The organism is Paenibacillus sp. J2L1-98 (genome assembly GCF_056269405.1).
Genome location: NZ_JBWDNW010000013.1, coordinates 57,197 through 80,514 on the forward strand (window position 1 = coordinate 57,197; position 23,318 = coordinate 80,514).

The window sequence follows — 23,318 nt, forward strand, 5'->3', positions numbered from 1 at the left end:
AAGAAGAGAAAAATACTGCACACAAAAGTGTACCTTTGGCTTTTGCTGAAAGGTACGCTTTTCTATGTAATGTTATTTGATTTTCTTAAAAGTTATTTTTTTAGGTTTGCTTTCATAAGAGAGGCAATCTTTTGTTCGTCTCCATTCTGAATCCGTTCCAATTGATTAATGACAAGTTCTTGCCTTTGTACTGAATGGTTTTGACTTAACTTTGCTTTTCCCTCTATCTTGTTGATTCTTATTTTGAATCCTTGAATCCCTTTATTCAGCCCAGCGATAAAGTCTGCGTCTACATCTTGCAATCTATATGAACTATCAGGGGCTTCATACTTCGATACCATTTCATGCAAGGAATCCATTAACTCTTTTTCATCATCAATAAGTTTGACTTCGCCGTATACATGAACAGTCACATAATTCCATGTTGGAACTGCTTTATTTGTTTCATACCATGAAGGAGAGATATAGCAATGCGGACCATGAAAAATGGCTAGAACAATTTGATTGCTAATATCCTTCCACTGAGGATTGGGACGTGCAAAATGCCCATATAAGTATTTGTTCTCCTTATCCAATATTAAAGGTAAATGAGTAGCAAAGGGTACTCCATTTTGTAGTGAAAACAGTGTTGCAAAGCTGTGTTCTTTGATAATATCGTAAGCGACTTTTATTTCATCAATGTGAAAGTGTGAAGGAATATACATGGTTTTCTCCTCCTCGTTTGCTCTTATTGAGCATCCCCATTCGCTCGAACAAGACAAGCGTGAGATGTTCCACAAGCAACCCTCCCGCCGCATTAACTGAAAGCCCTTTCTATAGCGAAAACAATCTCTTTCCTATTTTAGGATAAATGCTTATTCTTGTCCGCGCAATCTTTTAAAGGAAATATCATCATTCGGGTTTGCAAACGTAAATGCATTTCATATCAGCCAAATTTTATGTATGTTATGGAACAGGCCGCCGAGAAATTCTCGACAGCCAGTTATTTCAAAGTTTAATTAATACATCAGCAAGTGCTGAATATTAGGTATCTGCCAACTCAAAAACTTCTACATCTGTTCATCCATTTCATCCAGCCAATCCAATTCATTTAGTTCGCTGTCCATCCGTTCGCCATTCCAATTCGTCTTTTGAGCAACCGGGCTGCTTCTTTTCTGGTTTGCAGCTGGATTTCGATATCCGGAGCCTCTGTTGATAGCATGACTGATCGATTTACGATTTTCGGCACCATTTATTTTTAGATCCGGGACCGGGCTTCTGTCTCGTTTTATTACTCCGTCTCTTTGGCGGTGACGGCTGCGGTTCCGATTGAAACTCGGTTTGCTAACATTCGACAAATAATTGTTCGTAAAATACGGGGCTGACTTCCTTATTAGCATGCTGCAACACACCACCCTTACAAAAAATGGAACCATTCAGCATATTCAAAAATTAAGTTAAGTCTACCGACAACTAATAAAATGTATTTATACCTACGGGCCAGACTCCAGCACGCAATGAGCGGATGTGATGTATTAGGTAACAGATTCAGATTAAGATTCTAACTTCCCGCTTCAATCGTTTTGCGATGAAGAAATACTCCCAATGAGCGTCGCTCCCCGCTCCTCTTCCTTGAGAGCAACCTGAATCATCGCGACGAATACGGCGATACCGATGCTGTTCGTAATAACCATGGGAACACCTACCCGATTGACTAGCTCGATAGCTGTTTCCGAGGAGGTGGTGACATTCAATAGGACTCCCATCTGAAGGATAGGAGCAAACACCCCGATGAACATCGATTTGATCGGGGCGATAATCCGTTCTTCATAGAAAAAACGAGCGACGAATCCCGCCAGAAGGCCGATGAGCGGAGAAGAAAAGGCATAGGAAACGCCGGCAAGTCCCCCCAAAGCATAAGCATGCAGGCCCGTCAGAAATCCCGCTCAGGCACCGACATAAACGCCTCCGAGCAATCCGACCTTCACAATGCCGATGAGTGCGCTCAGGCGCGGTAAGTTAGTTGGACTTGAGTGAGAACATATATATCGCTAGATAATGGCATCCTTGAAGTAAAGCAAAGCATTTCACATTCGGTAAGACAGTTGCCCAAATTCTCTTGTCTTTTTCTTGCAATATATGAACATGATTAATGAACCTTATCTTTAGCAAACTTCCTTGTACATTTTTCATTTTTTCCTCCTATTTTCTGTTCATACAAGTTGTTTCTTTGCCCCGTAGGAATTTGTCTTTCATGTTGTAACTCGGAATAAATAAAGTAGCATTAAGCCTAATCAAATGAAGGAATTTGTCCCGCATTGTTGAATAAATTAAAAACTTAAGAATAAAAAATTTCAATAATATTAGGTGGGTGTATTTGTGATTACTGATGAGCACATAAAAGAAGGCCTAAGTTTAGCATATATTACAGCAGTCGCTCATATGGCAGGTATGGATATTGGAAATACGAAATTTGATTATGGAATAGATGGCACGTTCGAAGACATTAAGAGAAGAGATGGAGGTAGGCGAAACAATACGGGGTATAAAATTGATTTTCAACTTAAATCTACTGTGAACCTATCATTTGATAAAGATTGGGTTGTATATAATTTAGAAGCAAAAAACTTCAATGATCTTGTAGAAGAGGACATAGGTACACCACGGATATTAGTAGTCTTTTATATGCCACACGACAAGCATAATTGGATAAACCTTACAGATAAAGAGTTGGTTATGAAACATTGCGCTTGGTGGACATGTCTAAGGGGTCAGCCTTCTACGAAGAATAAAAGCAAAATAACAATCAGAATACATAAAGATAATTTATTTAATGCAGAATCATTATCGGATATGATGAGCCGGCATAAGGAAGGTAGGTTCTATGCAGGAATATAGAATTAATCAATTAAAGCAAAGGATGTCTATAGAGCGAATTAAATCTTACTTGACGGTTAAGGGGTGGAAGTATAACGACAATTATCCTTATAGGAACCTGCTTATCTTTGAATCCCCTAGCTTACAAGAAGAATTAGAAACGATTGTATTACCTTCCTCAATGTCATTTAAAGACTTCGACAATCGGTTCTTTGAAATGTTAGAAGAACTCAGCCTAATTGAAAAAAGGGATAAAGAAGAAATTCTTTATAATATGCTCAACCCAGAGACGGACAGGTTAAAAATACGAATTCAATCTGAATCAACATTAAATGGTGCCGTTCCCCTTAGTTATGCTAAACAATGTATCGATGCAATTAAACAGCTAATAATTTCTTCTATTAATAACGAGATTCAGCCGCGACCACATTATCGCAGACCTAGAAAACAAGTTTTTGAAATTGCGGAACAATATTGCCTTGGCCAAAGTGAGTTTGGAAGTTTTACCTTTGTAGTTGAGGCTCCTGTCTTCATCACGAGGGAAGAATCTAATTCAAGTGCTACACCACAAGCGTCGCAAGAAACAATGAGCAGGCGAGTTATTAAACGTATAATTAGTGGAATACAAGAGCTAGAGTCAAAAGAAACGTTTGACGATTCAAACAAGTACTTAAAAGGACTTAATTCTAATATGTGTGATGCACTTTTAAAGTTAAATAACCCAAAAAAACAATCTGAGACTAGTATCGAGTGTAGTGTTTATTGGGCGTCTCAATTCCCAATTTCTGATAATAAAGACTATTCCGTTGTGTTATATCCAAGTACTTTTGAAAAGCTACAAAGGGTTTCCGAATTGTTACGTGACCATCCAGAATATCATTTTTACGAAAGTGCAGCTTTAGAAGTTGCAGATAGAGATAGGTTAATGCCACCGAAGATAGTCGAAGATAAACCTACAACACATTTGCTGAAAGAAAATGTTACAATTACCGGCAGAATAATAGAAGTGAGACCTGATCATCGTAGCCCTTATTTCGTTGTTATGGAGGTACAGGAGGGAAGTATGTTCATCGGTGCAGCTCTTGACCTACAAAACTTCATAACAGCATGTGTTGCCTTAGAAAGTGGTGCTTTTATTAAAGTTACTGGTACATTGGAGCAGGAAGGTAATCAATATTTATTAAGCGATTTATTTGATTTTAAAATTGAAAATTAATTTTACGTTTAGCTAATGGAGCAATATAACCAAAAGAAGACACCTAAAATAACATGTTTTTCTCGAATTTTTTAGGAAATATCATCATGATAGAATAAAAGTTATTGAACCGTGAAAATAAATCAAATAACATAAAAACACCTGATAGTAACTTCAGGTGTTTTTATGTTATTTCATCAACAAACAATCAACTTACTATTTACTCCCCTCTCTTTTTCTTATCTATGACTACTGCCTAAACTCACTCCACCGATCTCAGCGATATGTACCAATTACTCACGAACAAAGCCACCGCTTCTCCGTCATCGGTATGCGATTTCTTTAAGGAGAACAAGTAAACTGTTCTTCCTATTCTTGAACATTATTACTACTAAAACGGCTTTTAGTATGATAAACATATGATATTCCATGCGCATTTATCTGGTTTCTTATGTTTATTTGATTCTTAATGTAACCAACCCTGACCATTGCAAATATTCCAATACCTAGACCAATCCACTTTATGTGTTTTGGAGCTGAAAGAGCACTTATTCCTATTCAAAACCTATACTTCCTTATTTACAGTTATTCGACTCCGAATGTGAACCCGTAAATAATGAGCTTTGTGATAATGGCGTTGTAGGTCGAAGCACCTTCTCCGCTCTAACACCGCGAATATGGTTTAGCTTTGAATAGACGTAGGTTAACACCTCGCCTTGCTCATCTAGCTGTAGCTCCTCATATTCCGACTGAACTAGGCTATCCTTTAAGGTAGCTATCATCTCGTTGCAGGTCCGAACCTGCGCGAATATGGCCTCCTCATCATTGCTGTTTTGTTCCCGTACCGCCTTCAGCACCCTGCGGGTGACCATAGCCTAATAATTCGAAAGCAGCTTCCTCGCTTCCTCGGGATCTAGTAATTCCTTCCCGATTTCATACAAAGACGGATCCAAGTCAGCTAATCTTCATGAGCATTTTCGGTCCAATAATAACTTCCGTTTAACTCTCTTCCTTCAATTACCTTCTTATTAAAATTTTCAATACTCACATGCGGGCAATCTATTACATGAACTTTTACTGTCTTGGTAGGTTTATCACTTATCGTAATATAACCTTTCTTCTTTCTTAACATTTCAAACTCGTCAGATGTAGTAATTTTCATACCAGCCTCCATCTAAGCGGATTTATCCGATTATTTACTCATTGATGTATAGCAAGCCATTTCATAAAGAAAGGTCTGTCATTCATCTTTATATGTCTTAACCATGAATAGTGAATAGAGTAAAGATTCATCTATTTCAATTTTTATATATAATTTTAAACCTCATTCGAACTATCAGCCTTCTTCTCAAAATACCCATGCAGCCGATACTCGCAAATCTCCCTCGTCCAAGCATAGACCAGCTCTGCGTGCTCCGGCTGAATATCTAACTGAACCGTAAACTCCCCATTGTTAAACGCAATCTGTCCCTTTGAGCTTCCGCTCCATTTGATCATAGGCATACGCGCTATATGCGCCGCTACCTTCTGCTCGTCATACTCAGTTAGCCGGAGCGTCTCTTTATCTGAAAAATCGATCCGCCGCCGATACTCCTTCTCCGTCAAATAGCGATGGAAGAACGGAGCTGCCTTTTGCGGAGTAATCGGAGCATTCCAATCCAAAGCACCTCTCTCCAGCATTGCCAGCAATAGCACCATTTTGTAGCTTTTGTTCATTAGCGTGCTTTCCACTTCCTTGAACCACCGCTCATAGCGCAGATAGACGGATTCTTCCGTCTCATCCAGCTCCCCGCACCAGTACAGAAAACCGACGTATGAACCAAACTCCTGACGATACTCCTTACTGCTCGTCTTTCCCAGCAAATGCAGCTCCAAATAATGAGGCCAGCGGCCGAGCTCTTCTTTAACCTCTAAGTAGACACTACGCAGCTTATCCTTACGAGGCTGCTTCTTTCGGGCAAGCTCCTCCAGCATATCAATAACGCTTGTCTCCAGCTCGATTACGCAGCCTGCCGGTGGGATTGACGTTACGCTTTCTCTTTTTCCAGTAGCTTCATCACTTGCTCCCGTGTCAAATAAACTCAGCTTAATATCCGCATTACGGTAGTTGCCGATCAGATCGATAATCGTACATGTCTGCTTCCCGGCATGAAGGCGGAGCCCTCTCCCTACCTGCTGAGTAAAGATCGTAAGAGATTGCGTCGGCCTTACAAACAGCAGCGTATCGACGGACGGAATATCAACACCCTCATTGAACAGATCCACCGTAAATATAATTTGAAGCTCTTCATTTTCCAGCCTTCTAATTGCTTCCTGTCTCGTCATCGAGCGAGTATCCGAGTGTAAGCTTAAGCTTGCTACACCCTGCTTCGAAAAATAGTCGGACAAAAAATTTGCCTGTATAATCGATGAGCAAAATCCAATCGTACGCGTCTGCTTATGACGAACCCAAGCCTCATAAATGTTGAAGGCCACCTCTTCACGCAGCTGAACGGCGAGCAGCTCGTCTTCATCATATTTCATCCCTAGCCAGGTAAGCTGGGAATAATCCGTAGCGTCATATACGCCGTAGTAATGAAATGGAGACAGCCAACCCTTTTGAATCGCCTCGATAAAATGCAGCTGATACGCTACGTTCCCATCGCAAATGGCAAAAACATCTTTCCCGTCCATACGATCTGGCGTAGCCGTTATGCCTAGCAGAAATTTAGGATGAAAATAAGACAGTACCGTCTGGTATGATTTTGCGGCGGCATGGTGAAATTCATCGATTACAATAAGATCGAAGGCATCAGGATCAAAGCGTTCACGGTGCATTTTCGTGCTCAAGGTGTAAATGGACGCGAACACGAAATCCGTTCCGGTTTCTTTGTCAAGCCATTATATAATCCAGCCGTTTTGTCTGGCATAATGTGCAAGAAGGAACGCTTCGCTTGGTTCAGAATTTCTTCACGATGAGCAACGAACAAAACACGTTGAAACCTTTCTTTGGCGAAAAAGCCAGCCAGGTACGTTTTTCCGAGCCCTGTCGCCATAACGACCATCGCCTTGTCATAACCTTCCGCATAGGTAATATCAAGCGCTTCAAGCGCTCCTTGCTGTGCGGCTCGGGGAGAAATCAAGGCCAGCTTCTCATTGGGCGCGGTGTCCTCCTGCTTATAATCCTTTTGGGGGAGCATGAGCTCCGACTCCTCCATCTCGGAAATCGACTGAATAAGCTCTGGATATTTCTGATGATAAGCCTTGTAGGCCGTTTCATAATAGGAGATGGTTGTTTCGTTTAATGTCTGCGTAAATTCGTGATAGAAGTTTTTCATAAAATTGTCTAGCGCATGCCGGAATGTAAAGGGCTCTGCCTGAGCGTTTACGGCCAGATTCCATTCCACGCCCATTCGAAAAGCAGACAAAGACAAATTGGACGAGCCCACAATGAACAGCCCTTGTCCGTCGCCGTAATCGAATAAGTAGGCTTTTGGATGAAAGGACGTGCCCCGACTGCATAATAGTCCGTTTCTTATCCTGTTTCTTTGCCAGTGATACAATTGTTTCATAGGCAATCTTTTGCTCATCAAGTAAAACAAATTCAGAGTTGCCTTCAAACAGAGCATTAATATGATCAACCAGAGATTTAGATGGAGTTATTTTTCCATTCTCCATATCATAAAGGAGTTGTAACCCTTTACCTTTACCCACATATTTAAAGATAAACTCTTGTAGTTTTTTTGTCTCATGTTGTAAGAATAATGGAGCTTCCATTATCGTCTTCTTGTACTTTTCCGCTTTAAGTGGCTCCGGTGTTTTCTCCCGATAATTATGTAGAAATGCCACAGAATGTGCTGTGACATCTTTGTCATACACAGCCGAATTCATATCAACTATAAACTGTCTGTAAGACCAAGCTTGATAGGATGGATGAGTCGTTTCTCTAATTGCACCATTTATAGAGGTTTTGACGATATCCTCTTTATCGGTGGACCACGCTTCTTCCCACTGCTTTAGCTCTACAATAATAAAATTTCTATTATGCTGATCGTCTTGTCCAGCGATTACGAAGTCGATTCGTTTACTTGTAGATGGAATATTATATTCAATCATAACCCCACAGTCGTCAGCAACCCTCGAATTACGGATAATACGCTCCATAAACTGCATAGAATTATTCCATGAACGCCATTCTGATACGGACGGACGCTTACCCAGCTTCTCAATAAACGCCGACTCAATATTAATAGCGATTTTATTATCATCGACTGCCTCTTTAAATTCAGCAACAGAACTGCTATATACGATCACTAGGGCACCTTCTTATGTAAGTGAATCCTATTATTTAAATCTCATCTTCATTTCGCTTAAATTTAATAGACGGCAAGTTAACCTTCTCGATGACCCACCCGGCAAATAACCATGCTTTAGCCTGGGAATGTGAGAAGTCATTTGACCACCAAGCTCTGTGCTGATGCGCAGATGCTGGCAGTTTGAATCCAAGTATGTTCTCAAGCTCCTCTATTGTGAGCATTATCTCCGTAACTTCCAAAGTAATCAACCAAGAAAGTAGCGGAGCATATTTTCCTATCTTTGTAGATGTGATTGATGTCTTTTTTGACACTGACGATTGTGATTGTCTCATCATGTCTTGCTCTGTATTTGCCTCATCATTAGATTCTAATGATTGGGTTAGCCTCTGAAGCATATAGCCAATGCCCTTACAATCGCTTAACGGCAGAGATAAGTTTTGATGTTCTTTTAAAAGCGCGTGAACACGTTTAATGTAATGTTTACCACCAAGCACAACGATTTCATCGTACTCATAAAATCTCTTGTCTACTGCTTGTTCCCGTAGCGCTTCAATTGTAATTTGTTCATCTGATGCCTTTATGAATGATACGTTATATGGTTCTCGGACATAATCATCTGGCATTAGAAAGCCATGCTTAGCTGATAATATCATCCAGTTTCCATAAAAAGCTTTTGCATATCTTTGACATGCTGATGCAAAAACTCCTGTATAGACGAACTGCGCTTCTGTTGCTCCTCTATTCGGTTCTTTATCCCATATCTTCGCTGATCCGCATGGTATGATGCACAGCTTGTTATCTCTACTCATACTAACGCCGCCAACTTCCGATAATCCTGTTCGGATAAAGGATCCTTGAATAGCTCATTGACTTGCCATAGACCACTTGCTCTGATCTTTTCTACAGGGGACGATAGACAGATCCAAGCTTTAGATGCCTTACAGTGTTCACATAAAGAAATCGTTGAAATTAATCTTGCTTCCATATATAAACGTTCTTCCTTATCTTGAACTTCTAGCACACAGAATGAAAAATGATCCTGTATATATTGACTAACCTTTGCTTCAATCTGATTTTGATATTCACGGTCAACTAAATGACCATGTTGGGACTTAGCTGCGGAAGTTGTCAAATCCAGCTCCCACAATTTCAGATAGGGATCATTCGAACGATTTAGAATGCTTCTTCCTATATTTTTACGAAAGATACTTCTATCCTTATTCGTTTGGATAAAATGTTGTTTTAACCGAGAACGTAGCTGATTAACTCCTGTATGGGTTCCAACTCGGACGATACGCTCTCCATCATGTCCTTCCTCACCTCTTTCAAAGAGAAGATAGATACCATTTCTAGGTATCTCTTTCTGGTCAAAATGAAACTGATATCGCTTTAGCGACCGCGCTAGCAGATGTATGTTCGCACAGAACTCGTACAAGGGACATTCTCTCCTTTACTTTGATATAGCTTTAGACATATTCACCTTCTGAATATGCTGAGCACTAATAACAGGGTCAGTAATATTAACCGAAGCGATCCTATCTTCTATAGCCCAGACCTCATCCTCCGTAAATCGTGGGGATGGCTGCTCTATTTTTAGTCTCGCTATTTTCCGCTGTATAAACTCTGTTAGCTCTACATCATAAACAATAAGCTCATCTGAGCCGATCTTTCGAAGTTCAGGATCAATGCCGAATCTGCATCTCATCGTGAAGGAGATCATTGAAATGTATCTTATATTCATAAGCTCAGCGAGCAGCAGCTCTACCGCTTTAATATGACCATAGTTCTGCATCAACGGATTATATAGTTTAAACCGATTGCTAACACTCCAATAACGATCCGCACGCATCCCCTTAGTCTCACCCTTGTAATTTTTGGTTTCAATAACAAATAGAGCATAGGGAGAAATAATGAGATGATCAATCTGAGAGTAACCTGAGCATGACTTGGAATTTGGAACAAGTAGATCATTTAGATGGTGACATTCCTTGGGCAGCTGATCCAATTGAATGTTGATTTTATACTCACCCAACTCCCCAATTCGAGTAGGTTCAACTTTAGGCTTGGATGGCTTTTTTGTTTTGGTGGCTGCTGATTCTAATTTTGCCGGTTTCGAAATGAATAGGGAAAGAAGCTTCTTAAGCAAGTAGGGACTCCTTGGAAATGTTTATTTCGTTTTGGTACAATTCGACAAATTGGGTAATGAGTCCTGCTTAAACGACCTATTTCAAGGGAAATAGTGGTAGGGCACTATGCAGTTGGATTCTATAAAAAATAAAAAGCCGTTCTTCACTTTTGATCGTGACAACAAACGGCTTAATCTCTTATTTGAATAATAGATATAACTAAATTCCAGGTTCATTAAGAAAGCTTATCCGGATCAAAATACAACATCCTGTCCTCATAAAATTTTGCAAGCCATTCCCTTTTGCGATCGTTCCATCTGGCATTAGACAAAATCACATTCGCGCAATCATCAAAGCTCAGGAATGCAATTCGTTGACTGATTTCATTCAGATAATCGACGTTATCAAAATACTTCTCCAATCGTGGAATGTCCCGCGCCAAAGATTGGGGATCCTCACGATACTGTTTCATTTTGAAATAATAATAGCGACTTCCTGAGTCTTCCTGATATCTGGCTGGTGTTAACATAAGAAAGAAAAACTGATTGATATCATCCGGAACTGATGCTAATCCGACATCACTACAACGGGCAATCTGATTTCGAGAAGTGCAATGAGTTGTATCTATTGAAATGTCTGATGTGAATTTCGCTTCTACGAATACATTTGCCTGATTGGGAAAGGTAATAATAGCGTCAAAAACAGTGGGGACTTCCCAGTTACGTTTTCTTTGCGCGGCTTCCCTCACATATTTCACCGGATGTCTCATGACTTCCCTTTCAATGGACTGCATAATTTCCACTGTCGGTGATACCGCCTTCTCCAGCACAATATTGATATTGTCCGCAGGCCAATCCGCATCAGGAAATACCTTCATCAGCAGCCCAGCCAAAGCCTGCGGTCCACATAAAGCCAACGCTGCGGTCGTTACCAAGGTTAAGCTCGGCTCGTCTTTATTGACCTGCAGTGATCTCTTCATCGAATGTACTGCTTTCACACCACTATCTTCTTGTTGTTGGAGATCCGCCTGATAAAGCAAATTTTCGAAATGAACGATCCTCGCTTCTTGATCAGCAGAATACAAATTCAAAAGTTGTTGTTTATTGAAAATATGCATGAATTGTTCCTCCTTAGATTTGAGTGAATCTATTATATTCCTCGAATTTCTACACATAATTGTCCTTTCCTTTTTAGATCGTAAACAAATTATATAAGGGTCGAATAACAACTAGACATCGGGCCAGAAAAAAAGAAGCTATGCTCTCGCAAAGCTTCCATGTTTCCTACTATTATTTTATAGAAATCTCATACTTAGACCCCGCATCACCAGCGAAAACAATGGTACCTTTCTCAGGCAGCACAACCTTATGATCGCCGCTGATCACGGTGAAGTTCACACACATGCCTTTCTCGTCGTATACGACAAACGAGCCGTTTGCTGGCAGCTTCACCTGCATGGTCTTGCCTGCGGCCTTATCCGGAATCGTGTACCACTTGGCATAACCGTTCGCCGGGATGGTTGTCGACGACTTATGGCCGGGATAGATCGCCTTCACTGCATCTTCGCGCACAAATAGGCTGCCCGCGGCTTCGAGGTACTCGATTCCATCCTCCATATAAAAGTTATATCCCGTAATGTCTCTGCCGGCTACAACCGGGATTTGTAAATCGCTGACCGCTGTGTTCGGGCCTGTTATTTTTTTGTCCAGAACATAACCTGGCATCTCCTTAACCAAATCCAGATTGATAGTGGACATGATCAAGTACGCTACCGATGTATATTTTTCATTGATCAGGTAATATTTCTTACCGTCACGTTCCTTCCAGGCGGCAGCCGTTTCTTCGGATATGTCATGGGCCGCGAGCTTCTCACCGGAATAATGCGACAAGGCCATCTGGCCAAGCCCAGGAAGCGAGACATAAAGTCTGGACCACAAGTAGGTACGTCCATTCTCTTCCGTCACGAAGCTGACCTTCGTATTCCCATCCGCACTAATGAAAGAACCATCCGCCGTATACATATATTTCTCAGCCGGAATGTCCGGCAATTTCACCATAGAAACTGACATTTCGCCGACTTTGCTGATATCTACCTTGATCAATTGATTCGTCATTCCGTATATCCCCGCATGCTTCAGCAATGTCTCCGGCATATCCGCCTTTACGGGTGTTCCGTACGACTTCTCAGACTTGAATTCGGCAATAGTTCCTTTCTCTTTCAACGCATGAAGCAGCATTTCATTCGCCAACAGTTGATTTGTCGTACTGGAGCCGCCGGAAGAGAGAACGGCAACAGCCATGTCATGCTCAGGAAGCACAACGAATGCTGCGTGATAAAGAATCGTGTCTCCGCCTTTCGCAAGCGCCTTAATGCCGTATTCATCGAAAGGGAACAGGTTGACGCTGTCCCAGCCGAGTCCGTAGCCGACAGACGTGTCTGCCTCATCGGGCCAAAAGCCTCTCTTATATTCTTCTTGTCCCATCGCTTTTACCGATTTGTCTGAGAGTATTCCTTCAGCTTGTCCTGTGAAGATTTGCGAGAATCGGACCAAATCCTCCGCTGTGGAATATACGCCGCCCGTTCCAATGACGTTGACCGACTCGTTTGGTAATTGTCCCTCATAGGTAGGATAGTAGAGTCCCGCCATTTTGGATGCGCCCAGCTTATCCAGCGGTGTCTTCGTATCGGACATTTTCAAAGGATTCGTAAAATGTTGATGGATATAAGAGGTATAGTCCATGCCGCTGACTTCCTCTACCATAATCTCGGCTAACGTAAACCCGTCGTTGCAATAAACCGAATAAGCGCCCGGATCAGCTTTCAAATTTTGCTGGGCCAATTGTTCTATCAATCTATCGTGGGCATAAGTATCGTTGTCTTCAAACAAAAAAGAATTGGTTAACGTCGATCCGTTAATACCCGAGGAATGGTTGAGCAGCATGCGCGGCGTAATCTGCTTGTATCGTTCGTCTTTCATCTTAAAGTAGGGGATGTACTTGACGACAGGCGAATCCAGATCGACTTTCCCCTCATCTACCAGTTTCATCACGGCCGCGGTAACGAACATCTTGCTCGTCGACCCGATGCCGTACATCGTTTCCGCCGTCAGCGGCTTTTTTCCTTTCTCATCGTTTCGACCGGATTGACCGGATACGACAATGCTGCCATGATCGATAAGTGCATATTGAACGCTTGTCGTACCGTAAGTTTCTGTGAGCAGCAGGGCTTTCTCCGCCGCGGCCTTCCGCGTAGCATCGTAGGTAAGCCCATTGCTCTGGCCTGCAGCCATCGCTCCCGTTGGAACAAGTAACGTTAGCACAAGTACCACTGCCATCATCCAAGATCTTCTTTTTTTCATTAGAACCTCCTTAGGGTTTAGTCTATTTTGTATACGTATAGTAATTCCAAAAGTATTCATTTTTGGTAAAAAATAAAAAGAACCTCCTTTGACTAGGAAGTCCTTTCATGTTCTAAGTGAAGTGTTCAATACTGACGGCTCAATATTCTATCTACTACAAAGTGGACAAATTGGGCGGTCTCCGAATAAGTTTCTTCATGTTTACTATTTTCGTTCCGGTAATCTTCACGCCATTTTAAAGCGTTGTCTATTAACCAAGCATATTCGGGAAACTCTTTCTTGAACCACTGTGCCGCCTTTATTTTAGAAACTTGTTCGCCATATTTTAGTGTATATAATGCCCTGCACATCGTTAGAATGGCATATCCTTGATAGGGTCTGGAATGAATGGTGTTTTTAACATATTCTCTCCACTCCAATGCTTGTTTTTCTATAGCCTCTATGAACTCTTCTTTCGAAATGGGTTCGATGAAAGTATTGGGAGCAGGTCCAAATAGAGTAACACCGTAATCTTGTACAAAATACCAATTCGGTAACCACTGTATACTCGCCTCTACAATATGAAGCGGCTCACCGGGGCTAATAACTGCCATTTGGCCAGGTTTTATTTTAAATGTCTTTAATGCGTCAGTCGAATAATACTGCACTTCAATCCTGTTATCCCATTCCTTATTGCGCTCTGCAAAATCGGCATGCATTTTTTGTAGGGTTTGGAGTTCGTCTTCATTAATTTCCGAGGAGACCGCCGCCAGTAAATCAATATCACTGATTTCATAATCGAAATCTCCCCATGCCAAAGAACCATATAAATAAAGTCCGATAAGCTTATCTCCGAGCTCTTCTTGTATTTCTGTGAACAGCGACTGGAGCAATCTATTTACACTCGGATACGAGGTTGGTTTCATTAGGTTCCCTCACTTTATTTTTGGATTCATACGCACTCTTGATTTAAGTCAATGACCCGTCATCATCTTCCTATTAAAATGAAATTCAACAATGCAATATAGGGGGCTATTTTATGGCTAACTCAATAAAAGAACGATCGTATCAGCGGAAATCTGCTCTGACTGCCGGCACATCACTTATCATCATGGCACTCGCCGCATTTTTTTCCTATGGCTTTGTCCATGGAAGTCTCGTAGTGCAAGGCAATGCCAGTACTACATTTAACAACATAATGTCATCCAATATGCTTTTCAAAGCTGAAATCTTGGGGTGGCTCATCATCCTAATTCTTGATATTATGGTCGCCTGGGCTTTCTATATCTTCCTGGAGCCGATTAATCGAAGCCTTTCGTTGCTCGGTGCCTGGCTCCGTCTTACCTATGCGGCTATATTGGGAATGGCTATCCTGAATTTGATATTTGTGCTGCTACTCTCGTCGAAAAGTATCGACTATTTATCATCATTTAAAATCGATCAGCTTCAAGCGCTTACGATGCTGTTTTTTGAAGCATTTGAATCGATTTGGTCTATTGGTTTGATCATTTTTGGCGGGCATCTAATGATTGTGGGCTATTTGGCTTTCAAATCAGACAGCATACCCAAAGTCATTGGTATCTTATTGCTGCTTGCTTCAATAGGCTATATTGTTATTCATCTATGTAAAGCGTTTCTTCCACAATATGACGGGGTCATTTCCATACTTAATATTGTATTTAGTGTGCCAATGATTGCAGGAGAATTGGGCTTTGGGATATGGCTGCTTTTAAGAGGAGGAAAAGTCTCTAAAGGTGTATGAACAGCTTTCTAAAATGTATCTTTATTGATCCGTTTCTTGATTCTGCTTAATGACTCTGGGGTAATACCGAGATAACTCGCCAATTGATGCTGGGGTACTCGGTCGACTAAATGAGGCCGTTTCCGTACTAGTGCTTTGTAGCGTTCTTCTGGTGAAGATGCGATAAAGGAAGCCAATTCATCTTGTACTTCGCCAAAATTTTGCTCAATCATCATGCGTGTCATGGCTTCCAATTGTGAGTATTTGTTATACATGTCCTTTTCGGAATCAAGGTCACCAACAACCAATATACAGTCTTCTAGACAAGTTAAAGAGTACGCGGATGACTTATCTTGTTTATGATGATTAAAATTCGCAATGGCTTGTTCTTCTGTGTAGAAATTGGATGTGACTTCTTTACCTGTTTCATCTATAGAATACTGCCTAACACATCCCTTCAATACGAAGTAACATTTAGTCGGAACATCTCCTTGGCTAAGGAGCATTGTTCCTTTTTTATATTCCTCAACAAGTATCTCTTCAGCGATGGCCTGTTGTTCTTCTTCGTTAAGGGTTGTAAATCTAGTCATATACTTCAGTAATATTTTTTCCATTTTGTTTTCCCCTCAACTTTTTGGCTATCTATTGTTCCTTACCGCGTTCCTTGGATACTTGGAGTCCGCATTGATTTTATCTCTCCATGTGTATCATCAAGCTCTTTAAGTGCTCCACATCCAAGCAATTCACCTTGTTCCTATTATAATTGATAAATCCCATGTTCGATTCGCTGGATGCAATATTTGGAAAATTCGTTTTTCATTTTGCAATTGACCGATTTATGCCCTTCTTTTATAGTTACGCTAAAGCATTAATGCGATTATGCACTGCGTGATCGTTTCGAAACCGCAGAAATTTAAAACCAAGGAGGATCCCTATGAAGTTTACAGCCACACTTGAATTGAGCAAGAAAACAGCGACCGGCATTCAAGTACCGGAAGAAATTGTCGAATCTCTCGGAGCTGGCAAAAAGCCGCCCGTCAAAGTGACTATCGGAGCTTATTCCTATCGCAGCACGGTAGCGTCCATGGGCGGAAGGTACATGCTGCCGGTTAGTCAGGAGCATCGCGAAGGGGCAGGTATTCAGGCAGGGGATGAAATTGAGATCGACATCGAGCTGGATCTGGCGCCGCGCGAATTAAGCGTACCGGATGACTTCACTGAAGCATTGGATACTCATGCGGAGGCTCGTCAGTTTTTTGACAGCCTGTCTTACAGCAACAAACGCCGGTTTGTATTGAATATCGAAGGCGCAAAAAGCGCCGAAACCCGGCAACGACGCATTGAGAAATCCGTTAACCTGCTGAGCGAAGGCAAACTTCAATAGAGTACTTATGGTACGGTTCTCCGTAACATCTATAAAGCGAATTAGAACAAAATCGATCGACCTCTCCTTTATGGAAGCGCAAACCATTTGCGCTAACGACATATCTGATGATCTCACTCATAAGGTTATTCTGAAAAACAAAGAAACCGTTTCTTCGTAAATAGGCGTGCGATCACCCCTTTACGAAAGAAACGGTTTTTGCATTTTGCTCAAGGAAGCGGCCACGTCACCTGTCCAGCCCGGAATCCGCCATCAGGTGCTGAACCCCGCGATTGTCTTAAGGTCCGCCTGCTTATCCCCTCAAGTATGGTTTACTTAATAATGACGTATTCCAAGTTAACCAGCTTGGCGTAGGCTACGATTTGGTCTGTCGTCAGGTTTAAGGAAACGACGGTATGGTGGCCGCCGCCATTCTCGATCCAGGCTTTCACTCCATCCTGGAAGTTCGGCTTCACCGTCCACAGGACGCGAGCGACAGGAAGGTTAGGAGCCGGAACCGTCGGCTCGAATGCGGAAACCTCGTTGATCAGCAATTTATAATGAGTGCCGAAGTCAGCCATGGATACGACGACGCCTTCGCCGGCTTTGCCGTCGAATACCAGACGCGCCGGATCTTCTTTATCGCCGATTCCGAGCGGGGAAACAATAATTTTCGGCTTGTTGCTTGCCAAGGACGGATCTACCTCGAGCATATGGGATTGCAGGATGGCTTCCTGACCGGCCGCCATCTCGTAGGTGTAATCCTCCATAAAGCCCGTGTTTTGATTACGGCTCATCACTTTCAGCAAGCGATCGAGCGCGGCCGTCTTCCAGTCGCCCTCGCCGGCAAAGCCGTAGCCCTGCGCCATCAGACGTTGGACGGCAAGACCAGGAAGCTGTTTCATTCCATGCAAATCTTCGAAGTTCGTCGTGAAGGCATTATAACCTTTCTCGTCGAAGAAACGTTTGAGGGCGATTTCATAGCTTGCTTGGACTCTTACGCTGGCTTCCCATGATTCTTTGCTGTTCGTGCCGTAATCGAATTCGTAGAGCTCCGCATATTGGCCCATCAGATCATCGATTTCATGCTCCGTAACGGCATTCACGTATTGCACGAGGTCGCCGATGCCGTAGTAGTCCACGGTCCATCCGAACTGAATTTGGGCCTCGACTTTATCGCCTTCCGTTACGCCAACGTTGCGCATGTTGTCGCCGAAACGGGCCACTTTGATGTTGAAGCTTTCGTTATAAGCAACCGCTACGTCCATCCAATCCGCAATTTGCTGCTGCACTTCCGGACGTTCCCAGTAGCCTACGACGATTTTATTTTGTTTCTTCAGACGGGCATTGATGAAGCCGTATTCGCGGTCGCCGTGAGCGGCCTGGTTCAGGTTCATGAAGTCCATGTCGATCGTTGCCCAAGGAATGCTTTCATTGAACTGGGTTGCCAAGTGAAGCAGAGGCTTCTGCAGCAACTTCGTACCGCGAATCCACATTTTCGCAGGCGAGAACGTATGCATCCATGTGATGACACCCGCCACTTCATCGCGATAGTTGACCTCTTTCATGATACTTGTAATTTTATCCGCGCTGACAGCCAGATCCTGCAAGACAAGCGGATAAGGGAGCAGACCGCTATTATTCAAGGCATCGGTCATCGTCTGCGCGTGGGCTTTCACTTCAGCGAGCGCTTCTTCCCCGTACAAATTCTGCGAACCTACGACGAACCAAAACTGTTTAGCTGCTGTTACTGACATCTTGATCATCCTCTTTTCTGTATTTAATAATAATGGGTAAGGCTATCACTTCTGCCCGTAGTAAGCGTCTTTCCCGTGCTTCCGGAGATAGTGCTTGTCCAGAATGCCTTGCGGAAGTTCTTTGGCGAAATTGTTCAATTGCCGCGCGTACAGATTCATTTTGCACACTTCCTCCAGCACGACGCTGTTCACGACCGCCGACTTCACGTCTTTCCCCCAAGTGAAAGGCGCATGTCCCTGGAGCAGGACGGCCGGGATCGCCATGACATCCAATCCGCGCTTCTCGAATGTTTCGATAATAACGTGACCCGTCTCCGCTTCGTATCCCCGGTCAACCTCCTCTTGGTTCAAGAACCGTGCGCAAGGCACGGCGCCATAGAAGGTGTCCGCATGCGTCGTTCCCATGACGGGTACATCCAGTCCCGCTTGCGCCCAGATGGTTGCCCAGGTCGAGTGGGTATGCACGATGCCGCCGATTTGCGGATAGTGTTTGTACAAGACAGCGTGAGTCGCGGTATCGGAGGAAGGTCTCAGGTCTCCCTCGACCACCTTACCGTCAAGGTCCACAACTACCATGTCGCTTGGTTTCATCTTCTCATAGCTGATTCCGCTCGGTTTGATCACGAACAAGCCGCTTTCCCGATCGACGGCGCTCGCATTGCCCCAAGTGAATTTCACGAGGCCGTGCTTCGGCAAATCCAGATTCGCTTGATATACCTCTTCTTTCAGTTGTTCTAACAACGTTAGTCCCTCCCGTTCTCTAGCAGATGGTCTACAGCGGCTTGTTCGATGGCAAGCCCTGCTTGGTATCGTTTGATGAATACTTGGAACCCTTCGACATCCGCAGCATCCGGAGCAATCTCCTGTCCTTCGGCATCTTTGAACACCTTCTGCTCGAGGAAGTCCTCCAGGCTCTCTTCTTGATCCTTGCCCGTCATGTAAGAAGCCAGAAGCGCCATGCCCCATGCCCCGCCTTCGCCGGCCGTGGACATGACCGAAATCGGCACGTTCAGCGCAGCGGCTAATACTTTTTGTCCAACGACAGGAGTCTTAAATAGGCCGCCGTGAGCCAAGATGCTATCGATGGCCACCTGTTCGTTTTCGGTCAAAATGTCCATGCCAAGCTTCAACGCTCCGAAAGCCGTGAATAGATGCGTTCGCATGAAGTTAGCCAAATTAAAGTTGCTTTCAGGCGAGCGAACGAACAACGGCCGGCCTTTATCTATTCCCGTTATATTCTCGCCCGAAAGATAGCCGTAGCTAAGCAAGCCGCCGCCATCCGGGTCTGCTTCAAGAGACTTGCCCAGCAGCACGCTGAACAATTTACCGGAATCCGCACCCAATCCCATCGCTTCGGAGAATTCACGGAACAGTCCCATCCATGCGTTAAGATCGCTGGAGCAGTTATTGGCATGCACCATGCCGACCGGACTGCCGTCCGGCGTAGTGACCATATCGATCTCCGGATAAACCTTGGACAATTCTTTCTCCAATACAATCATTGCAAAAACGGATGTGCCCACGGATATATTTCCCGTACGCTTCTTGACGCTATTTGTCGCAACCATGCCTGTGCCGGCATCGCCTTCCGGAGGACAGAGCGGAATGCCGGACTGCAGATCTCCGGCCGGGTCCAGAATGGCGGCTCCCGCCGCCGTTAGCTCGCCGGCTTGCTCGCCTGAGAGATATACCTTGGGAAGAAGATCCTCAAGCTTCCACGTAAAGCCTTTGGCCGCGATTAATTCATCGAATTTCTTGACCATCGATGGATGGTAATTATGAGTTGATTCATCAATAGGGAAGATGCCGGAAGCATCCCCGATGCCGATCACTTTATTGCCGGTCAACAGCCAGTGGATATATCCGGCCAGCGTCGTTACGAAATCAATGCGAGGCACATGCTCCTCTTGGTTCAATATTGCTTGGTACAAATGGGCGATACTCCAGCGCTCGGGGATATTGAATTGGAACAAGTCCGTTAATTCCCTAGCCGCCGCGCCGGTTGTTGCGTTGCGCCAAGTCCGAAACGGCACCAGCAGGTCGCCCGTGCTGTCGAACGCCATATAACCGTGCATCATAGCGGAAAACCCTATCGAACCGACGGACCGGAGGGTGACTCCGTAATGCCGTTCCACTTCCTGCTTCAGTTCACGATACGCGGTTTGGAGGCCTCTTATAATATCCTCCTGGTTGTACGTCCAATATCCGTCTTTCAACAGATTTTCCCACTCAAAGCTTCCCGATGCGATAGTCTCGAAACGACGATCGATCAGCACGGCTTTGATCCGCGTAGAACCAAATTCGATACCCAGCGAAGTTTCTCCATTGGTTATCGCTTCCTTCAAGTCCAGATGATTCATGATCACGTATGTCCCCTCTCTGTTCGTGGTTTGCACAAAAATTAAATCGCTCATATCGCGATCTAACTTCGTGACTTAACCCAACCGATTACGATTCCTATACTAGCTGCTTCCGATCGAATCGGTCACTCGATGAGACAACCGGAAGATTTCAATCGAAAGAAGGCGCTTTCTCTTACTGACAGCCTTAGTATATTTTCTGTACGTACATTTGTCAATATAGTCTAATAGTTATACTAACATAAGTTGCTGTACCATCCTTATTCGTCTGATCATGGAGTTTTCCTGAGGACAAGCACGGAACTTGTACCATTGGAATCGCAAAATGATGTTATTGCATTTGCATTTCATGCAATTCATGCTAAAATGTGTACGTACAACTTTTTTCGAACAACGATGAAAGAAGTGGATTGCATGAAGCCAAAGTACCAGCTCATTATTGAAGATATCAAAAGTTATATCCTCTCTGGAACGTACAAAGCAGGCGAGAAAATCCCTTCGGAGAACGTTTTGCAGGAAAGCTACAACGTTAGCCGGCAGACGGTTCGAAAGGCCATTCTAGAGTTATCGAACGAGGGTTTCCTGCGAAGCGAGAGGGGATCCGGCACGTACGTCAGCAGCCAATATCGGTCCAGAACGGGTGCAAAAACCATGAATAAAACGATCGGCGTCATCACAACCTATATCTCGGACTACATCTTCCCCTCCATTATCCGCGGCATTGAAAGCCGATTAAATGAAGATAACTATTCCTTGCTGTTAGCCAGTACAAATAATGATATCTCCCAGGAAAAAAAGGCGTTGGAAATGATGTTATCCTACGGTGTGGATGGACTGATTATAGAACCTACCAGAAGCAGTGTATACAACCCCAATATCGCTTACTACCTGTCTTTTAAGGAGCAGGAGGTTCCGTTCGCGATGATCAATGCCTATTATGAAGAGTTGGAAGTTCCTTTCTTCTGTCTGGATGACGTGCAGTCCAGCTATCTCGCAACCCGGGAGCTGATTACCAAAGGACATACCCAGATCGGCATCATCGCGAAAATGGATGATTTGCAAGGGAAGTATAGAATGAAGGGATTTATCAAGGCTCTTGGGGAAGCCAAATTACGGTTCCAGCAAGAGCATGTGCTATCTTTCGATACATCGACAAAGCCGGACCTGTCCGCTAACTTGGAAGTGTATCTGAACGACAATCGGGATGAATTGACTGCGCTTGTGTGTTACAACGACGAGGTAGGCTTGGAAGTCGTACATGTCTGCAGAAAACTGGGAATTTCCATTCCGGACGGGCTATCCATCATTGGACAGGACAACTCATATATCGCCAAAAACGCGAATATCAAACTAACGACGCTGACGCACCCCCAAGAACAAATGGGACGCGACGCAGCTGACTGGGTCATTAAGAATTTACAAGGCAAAAAAGACTTGCCCACCAACACCTACTACCAGCCCGTATTAATTGAGGGCGAAACAGTAAAAGCGATCGAAGTGGAATAGTCATGGTCTGTGTTGGCAAAAATAGTTCATCCGTTCCGAAGAAAGTCGGGACGCCGCTAAAAGGAAACAAAAAAGCAGCCCGCCCTCTGTGACGAGGAACGGGCTGCTTTTGCTCTATTTAGACGAAATCTATTATGCTGTTTCTTCGACTTCCGCATGCACCGTTTTGATCTGGATCATGACCGTGGCCGGATCAGTCAACACTTCAATTCCATCCTTGAAGATCAGGTCGGAAACTAGAAGTTGGGCGCCGGCAGCAAGGCCGCTTATATCTACTTCCATTGAAGACGGCAAATCTCCCGGCATGCAGCGGACTTCTATTTCATACATTTCCACCTGCAGTACCCCGCCGGATTTCACACCGATAGCCTCTCCTGAAAAATGGATGGTTACTTTGCTATCCATGCTTTCCGTCATGTTCACATGGTGAAAGTCGATGTGCAGCAATTTGCCCGACATGGTTTCCCTTTGGATGTTCTGAACAATGACCGGCATCACGACTTCATCGGATGTCTTGCCCTGCAGAATAGCCCGCGGATTTTTCTTCAAAATGTCCAGCATTTCCTTTTCATTAACTTCTAATGACATCGTATCTTTACCAATTCCATACAATACAGCCGGGATCCGTCCCTGTTTTCTTGCTTGATTCAAGTGAGACTTTGTTTCGCCAGTGCGCTTGTTTAATTGAATAAATTTACTCATTTGTTTGTTCCCGCTCTCTTTTGACCATAAATTCTTGTCAAAAGGATTATAACATGACCATAGAATCTAGTCAAATGAA

20 protein-coding genes and 4 pseudogenes are annotated in these 23,318 nt (G+C 43.6%); 5 read left to right on the forward strand and 19 right to left on the reverse strand.

Annotated features, from left to right (window positions below; all coding sequences use genetic code 11):
* Window positions 1–92 precede the first annotated feature (92 nt).
* From AC0YNZ_RS20930 to AC0YNZ_RS20940, 3 genes are all read right to left on the reverse strand, one after another.
* Entirely contained in the window at window positions 93–704 is a 612-nt protein-coding gene (locus tag AC0YNZ_RS20930; protein ID WP_475828443.1) for an FMN-binding negative transcriptional regulator, read from the reverse strand.
* A gap of 345 nt (window positions 705–1,049) precedes the next feature.
* Window positions 1,050–1,379, reverse strand: a complete 330-nt coding sequence (locus tag AC0YNZ_RS20935; RefSeq protein WP_475828444.1) for a hypothetical protein — start codon at window positions 1,377–1,379, stop codon at window positions 1,050–1,052.
* 174 nt (window positions 1,380–1,553) lie between these two features.
* A complete protein-coding gene (locus tag AC0YNZ_RS20940; protein ID WP_475828520.1) occupies window positions 1,554–1,916 on the reverse strand; it encodes a LytS/YhcK type 5TM receptor domain-containing protein in 363 nt (120 codons plus the stop codon).
* A gap of 442 nt (window positions 1,917–2,358) precedes the next feature.
* On the opposite strand from AC0YNZ_RS20940, the gene AC0YNZ_RS20945 reads away from it, so the two are divergent.
* Window positions 2,359–2,877: a DUF4365 domain-containing protein gene (locus AC0YNZ_RS20945; RefSeq protein WP_475828445.1), complete on the forward strand. Its 519-nt coding sequence runs from the start codon at window positions 2,359–2,361 to the stop codon at window positions 2,875–2,877.
* Window positions 2,864–4,072, forward strand: a complete 1,209-nt coding sequence (locus AC0YNZ_RS20950; protein ID WP_475828446.1) for a hypothetical protein — start codon at window positions 2,864–2,866, stop codon at window positions 4,070–4,072. The genes AC0YNZ_RS20945 and AC0YNZ_RS20950 overlap by 14 nt, the downstream gene beginning before the upstream one ends.
* Window positions 4,073–4,638: 566 nt before the next feature.
* Here AC0YNZ_RS20950 and AC0YNZ_RS20955 read toward each other — a convergent pair.
* The 10 genes and pseudogenes from AC0YNZ_RS20955 to AC0YNZ_RS21000 form a co-directional block, all read right to left on the reverse strand.
* A pseudogene (locus AC0YNZ_RS20955) lies at window positions 4,639–5,004 on the reverse strand (NgoFVII family restriction endonuclease); the annotation flags it as partial.
* A gap of 5 nt (window positions 5,005–5,009) precedes the next feature.
* Window positions 5,010–5,213 carry a hypothetical protein gene (locus tag AC0YNZ_RS20960; RefSeq protein ID WP_475828447.1) on the reverse strand — a complete coding sequence of 68 codons (204 nt, stop codon included), beginning with the start codon at window positions 5,211–5,213 and terminating at the stop codon, window positions 5,010–5,012.
* Window positions 5,214–5,368: 155 nt separating this feature from the next.
* Window positions 5,369–7,548: pseudogene (locus AC0YNZ_RS20965) on the reverse strand (DEAD/DEAH box helicase family protein); the annotation flags it as partial.
* Between the two features lie 830 nt (window positions 7,549–8,378).
* Complete coding sequence (locus AC0YNZ_RS20970) at window positions 8,379–8,681, reverse strand: DUF7662 domain-containing protein (RefSeq protein ID WP_475828521.1); 303 nt, start codon at window positions 8,679–8,681, stop codon at window positions 8,379–8,381.
* A gap of 18 nt (window positions 8,682–8,699) precedes the next feature.
* A pseudogene (locus AC0YNZ_RS20975) lies at window positions 8,700–9,155 on the reverse strand (DUF6884 domain-containing protein); the annotation flags it as partial.
* Complete coding sequence (locus tag AC0YNZ_RS20980) at window positions 9,152–9,781, reverse strand: GIY-YIG domain-containing protein (RefSeq protein WP_475828448.1); 630 nt, start codon at window positions 9,779–9,781, stop codon at window positions 9,152–9,154. The gene AC0YNZ_RS20980 and the pseudogene AC0YNZ_RS20975, both read right to left, overlap by 4 nt.
* A 15-nt stretch (window positions 9,782–9,796) precedes the next feature.
* A complete protein-coding gene (locus AC0YNZ_RS20985) occupies window positions 9,797–10,492 on the reverse strand; it encodes a nuclease-related domain-containing protein (RefSeq protein ID WP_475828449.1) in 696 nt (231 codons plus the stop codon).
* A 215-nt stretch (window positions 10,493–10,707) separates the two neighbouring features.
* Window positions 10,708–11,589 carry a hypothetical protein gene (locus tag AC0YNZ_RS20990; protein WP_475828450.1) on the reverse strand — a complete coding sequence of 294 codons (882 nt, stop codon included), beginning with the start codon at window positions 11,587–11,589 and terminating at the stop codon, window positions 10,708–10,710.
* Between the two features lie 172 nt (window positions 11,590–11,761).
* Window positions 11,762–13,831: a serine hydrolase domain-containing protein gene (locus AC0YNZ_RS20995; protein ID WP_475828451.1), complete on the reverse strand. Its 2,070-nt coding sequence runs from the start codon at window positions 13,829–13,831 to the stop codon at window positions 11,762–11,764.
* A 125-nt stretch (window positions 13,832–13,956) separates the two neighbouring features.
* The gene (locus AC0YNZ_RS21000; RefSeq protein WP_475828452.1) at window positions 13,957–14,736 is read right to left on the reverse strand and encodes an aminoglycoside adenylyltransferase domain-containing protein; all 780 of its coding nucleotides are present in this window, start codon (window positions 14,734–14,736) and stop codon (window positions 13,957–13,959) included.
* Window positions 14,737–14,849: 113 nt separating this feature from the next.
* On the opposite strand from AC0YNZ_RS21000, the gene AC0YNZ_RS21005 reads away from it, so the two are divergent.
* The gene (locus AC0YNZ_RS21005) at window positions 14,850–15,572 is read left to right on the forward strand and encodes a DUF4386 domain-containing protein (RefSeq protein ID WP_475828453.1); all 723 of its coding nucleotides are present in this window, start codon (window positions 14,850–14,852) and stop codon (window positions 15,570–15,572) included.
* A gap of 8 nt (window positions 15,573–15,580) precedes the next feature.
* Here AC0YNZ_RS21005 and AC0YNZ_RS21010 read toward each other — a convergent pair whose 3' ends face one another.
* A complete protein-coding gene (locus AC0YNZ_RS21010) occupies window positions 15,581–16,165 on the reverse strand; it encodes a Crp/Fnr family transcriptional regulator (protein ID WP_475828454.1) in 585 nt (194 codons plus the stop codon).
* Between the two features lie 56 nt (window positions 16,166–16,221).
* Window positions 16,222–16,305 (reverse strand): annotated as a pseudogene (locus AC0YNZ_RS21015) (GNAT family N-acetyltransferase); the annotation flags it as partial.
* 180 nt (window positions 16,306–16,485) lie between these two features.
* Between AC0YNZ_RS21015 and AC0YNZ_RS21020 the strand changes: the two are divergent.
* A complete protein-coding gene (locus AC0YNZ_RS21020) occupies window positions 16,486–16,935 on the forward strand; it encodes a YdeI/OmpD-associated family protein (protein ID WP_475828455.1) in 450 nt (149 codons plus the stop codon).
* Window positions 16,936–17,246: 311 nt separating this feature from the next.
* On the opposite strand, the gene araA is transcribed toward AC0YNZ_RS21020, so the two are convergent.
* The 3 genes from araA to AC0YNZ_RS21035 are packed head-to-tail and all read right to left on the reverse strand — an operon-like array spanning window position 17,247 to window position 21,031.
* Window positions 17,247–18,671, reverse strand: a complete 1,425-nt coding sequence (gene araA, locus AC0YNZ_RS21025) for an L-arabinose isomerase (protein WP_475828456.1) — start codon at window positions 18,669–18,671, stop codon at window positions 17,247–17,249.
* Between the two features lie 45 nt (window positions 18,672–18,716).
* Window positions 18,717–19,412: an L-ribulose-5-phosphate 4-epimerase gene (locus AC0YNZ_RS21030; RefSeq protein WP_475828457.1), complete on the reverse strand. Its 696-nt coding sequence runs from the start codon at window positions 19,410–19,412 to the stop codon at window positions 18,717–18,719.
* A gap of 2 nt (window positions 19,413–19,414) precedes the next feature.
* Window positions 19,415–21,031, reverse strand: coding sequence for a xylulokinase (locus tag AC0YNZ_RS21035; RefSeq protein ID WP_475828458.1), 1,617 nt, complete (start codon window positions 21,029–21,031; stop codon window positions 19,415–19,417).
* Between the two features lie 414 nt (window positions 21,032–21,445).
* Here AC0YNZ_RS21035 and AC0YNZ_RS21040 point away from each other — a divergent pair, with 414 nt between their 5' ends.
* Complete coding sequence (locus AC0YNZ_RS21040; protein WP_475828459.1) at window positions 21,446–22,537, forward strand: substrate-binding domain-containing protein; 1,092 nt, start codon at window positions 21,446–21,448, stop codon at window positions 22,535–22,537.
* A 132-nt stretch (window positions 22,538–22,669) separates the two neighbouring features.
* On the opposite strand, the gene AC0YNZ_RS21045 is transcribed toward AC0YNZ_RS21040, so the two are convergent.
* Window positions 22,670–23,239 carry a 50S ribosomal protein L25 gene (locus AC0YNZ_RS21045; protein ID WP_475828460.1) on the reverse strand — a complete coding sequence of 190 codons (570 nt, stop codon included), beginning with the start codon at window positions 23,237–23,239 and terminating at the stop codon, window positions 22,670–22,672.
* Window positions 23,240–23,318 lie beyond the last annotated feature (79 nt).

Excerpts from the sequence above, each read along its gene's own strand:
- AC0YNZ_RS20995 (WP_475828451.1), bottom strand. The coding sequence starts at position 13,831 with ATGAAAAAAAGAAGATCTTGGATGATGGCAGTGGTACTTGTGCTAACG.
- AC0YNZ_RS21035 (WP_475828458.1), bottom strand. The coding sequence starts at position 21,031 with ATGAATCATCTGGACTTGAAGGAAGCGATAACCAATGGAGAAACTTCG.
- AC0YNZ_RS20930 (WP_475828443.1), bottom strand. The coding sequence starts at position 704 with ATGTATATTCCTTCACACTTTCACATTGATGAAATAAAAGTCGCTTAC.
- araA (WP_475828456.1), bottom strand. The coding sequence starts at position 18,671 with ATGTCAGTAACAGCAGCTAAACAGTTTTGGTTCGTCGTAGGTTCGCAG.
- AC0YNZ_RS21000 (WP_475828452.1), bottom strand. The coding sequence starts at position 14,736 with ATGAAACCAACCTCGTATCCGAGTGTAAATAGATTGCTCCAGTCGCTG.
- AC0YNZ_RS21045 (WP_475828460.1), bottom strand. The coding sequence starts at position 23,239 with ATGAGTAAATTTATTCAATTAAACAAGCGCACTGGCGAAACAAAGTCT.
- AC0YNZ_RS20935 (WP_475828444.1), bottom strand. The coding sequence starts at position 1,379 with ATGCTAATAAGGAAGTCAGCCCCGTATTTTACGAACAATTATTTGTCG.
- AC0YNZ_RS21020 (WP_475828455.1), top strand. The coding sequence starts at position 16,486 with ATGAAGTTTACAGCCACACTTGAATTGAGCAAGAAAACAGCGACCGGC.
- AC0YNZ_RS21040 (WP_475828459.1), top strand. The coding sequence starts at position 21,446 with ATGAAGCCAAAGTACCAGCTCATTATTGAAGATATCAAAAGTTATATC.
- AC0YNZ_RS21005 (WP_475828453.1), top strand. The coding sequence starts at position 14,850 with ATGGCTAACTCAATAAAAGAACGATCGTATCAGCGGAAATCTGCTCTG.
- AC0YNZ_RS20960 (WP_475828447.1), bottom strand. The coding sequence starts at position 5,213 with ATGAAAATTACTACATCTGACGAGTTTGAAATGTTAAGAAAGAAGAAA.
- AC0YNZ_RS20950 (WP_475828446.1), top strand. The coding sequence starts at position 2,864 with ATGCAGGAATATAGAATTAATCAATTAAAGCAAAGGATGTCTATAGAG.
- AC0YNZ_RS20990 (WP_475828450.1), bottom strand. The coding sequence starts at position 11,589 with ATGCATATTTTCAATAAACAACAACTTTTGAATTTGTATTCTGCTGAT.
- AC0YNZ_RS20970 (WP_475828521.1), bottom strand. The coding sequence starts at position 8,681 with ATGATGAGACAATCACAATCGTCAGTGTCAAAAAAGACATCAATCACA.
- AC0YNZ_RS21010 (WP_475828454.1), bottom strand. The coding sequence starts at position 16,165 with ATGGAAAAAATATTACTGAAGTATATGACTAGATTTACAACCCTTAAC.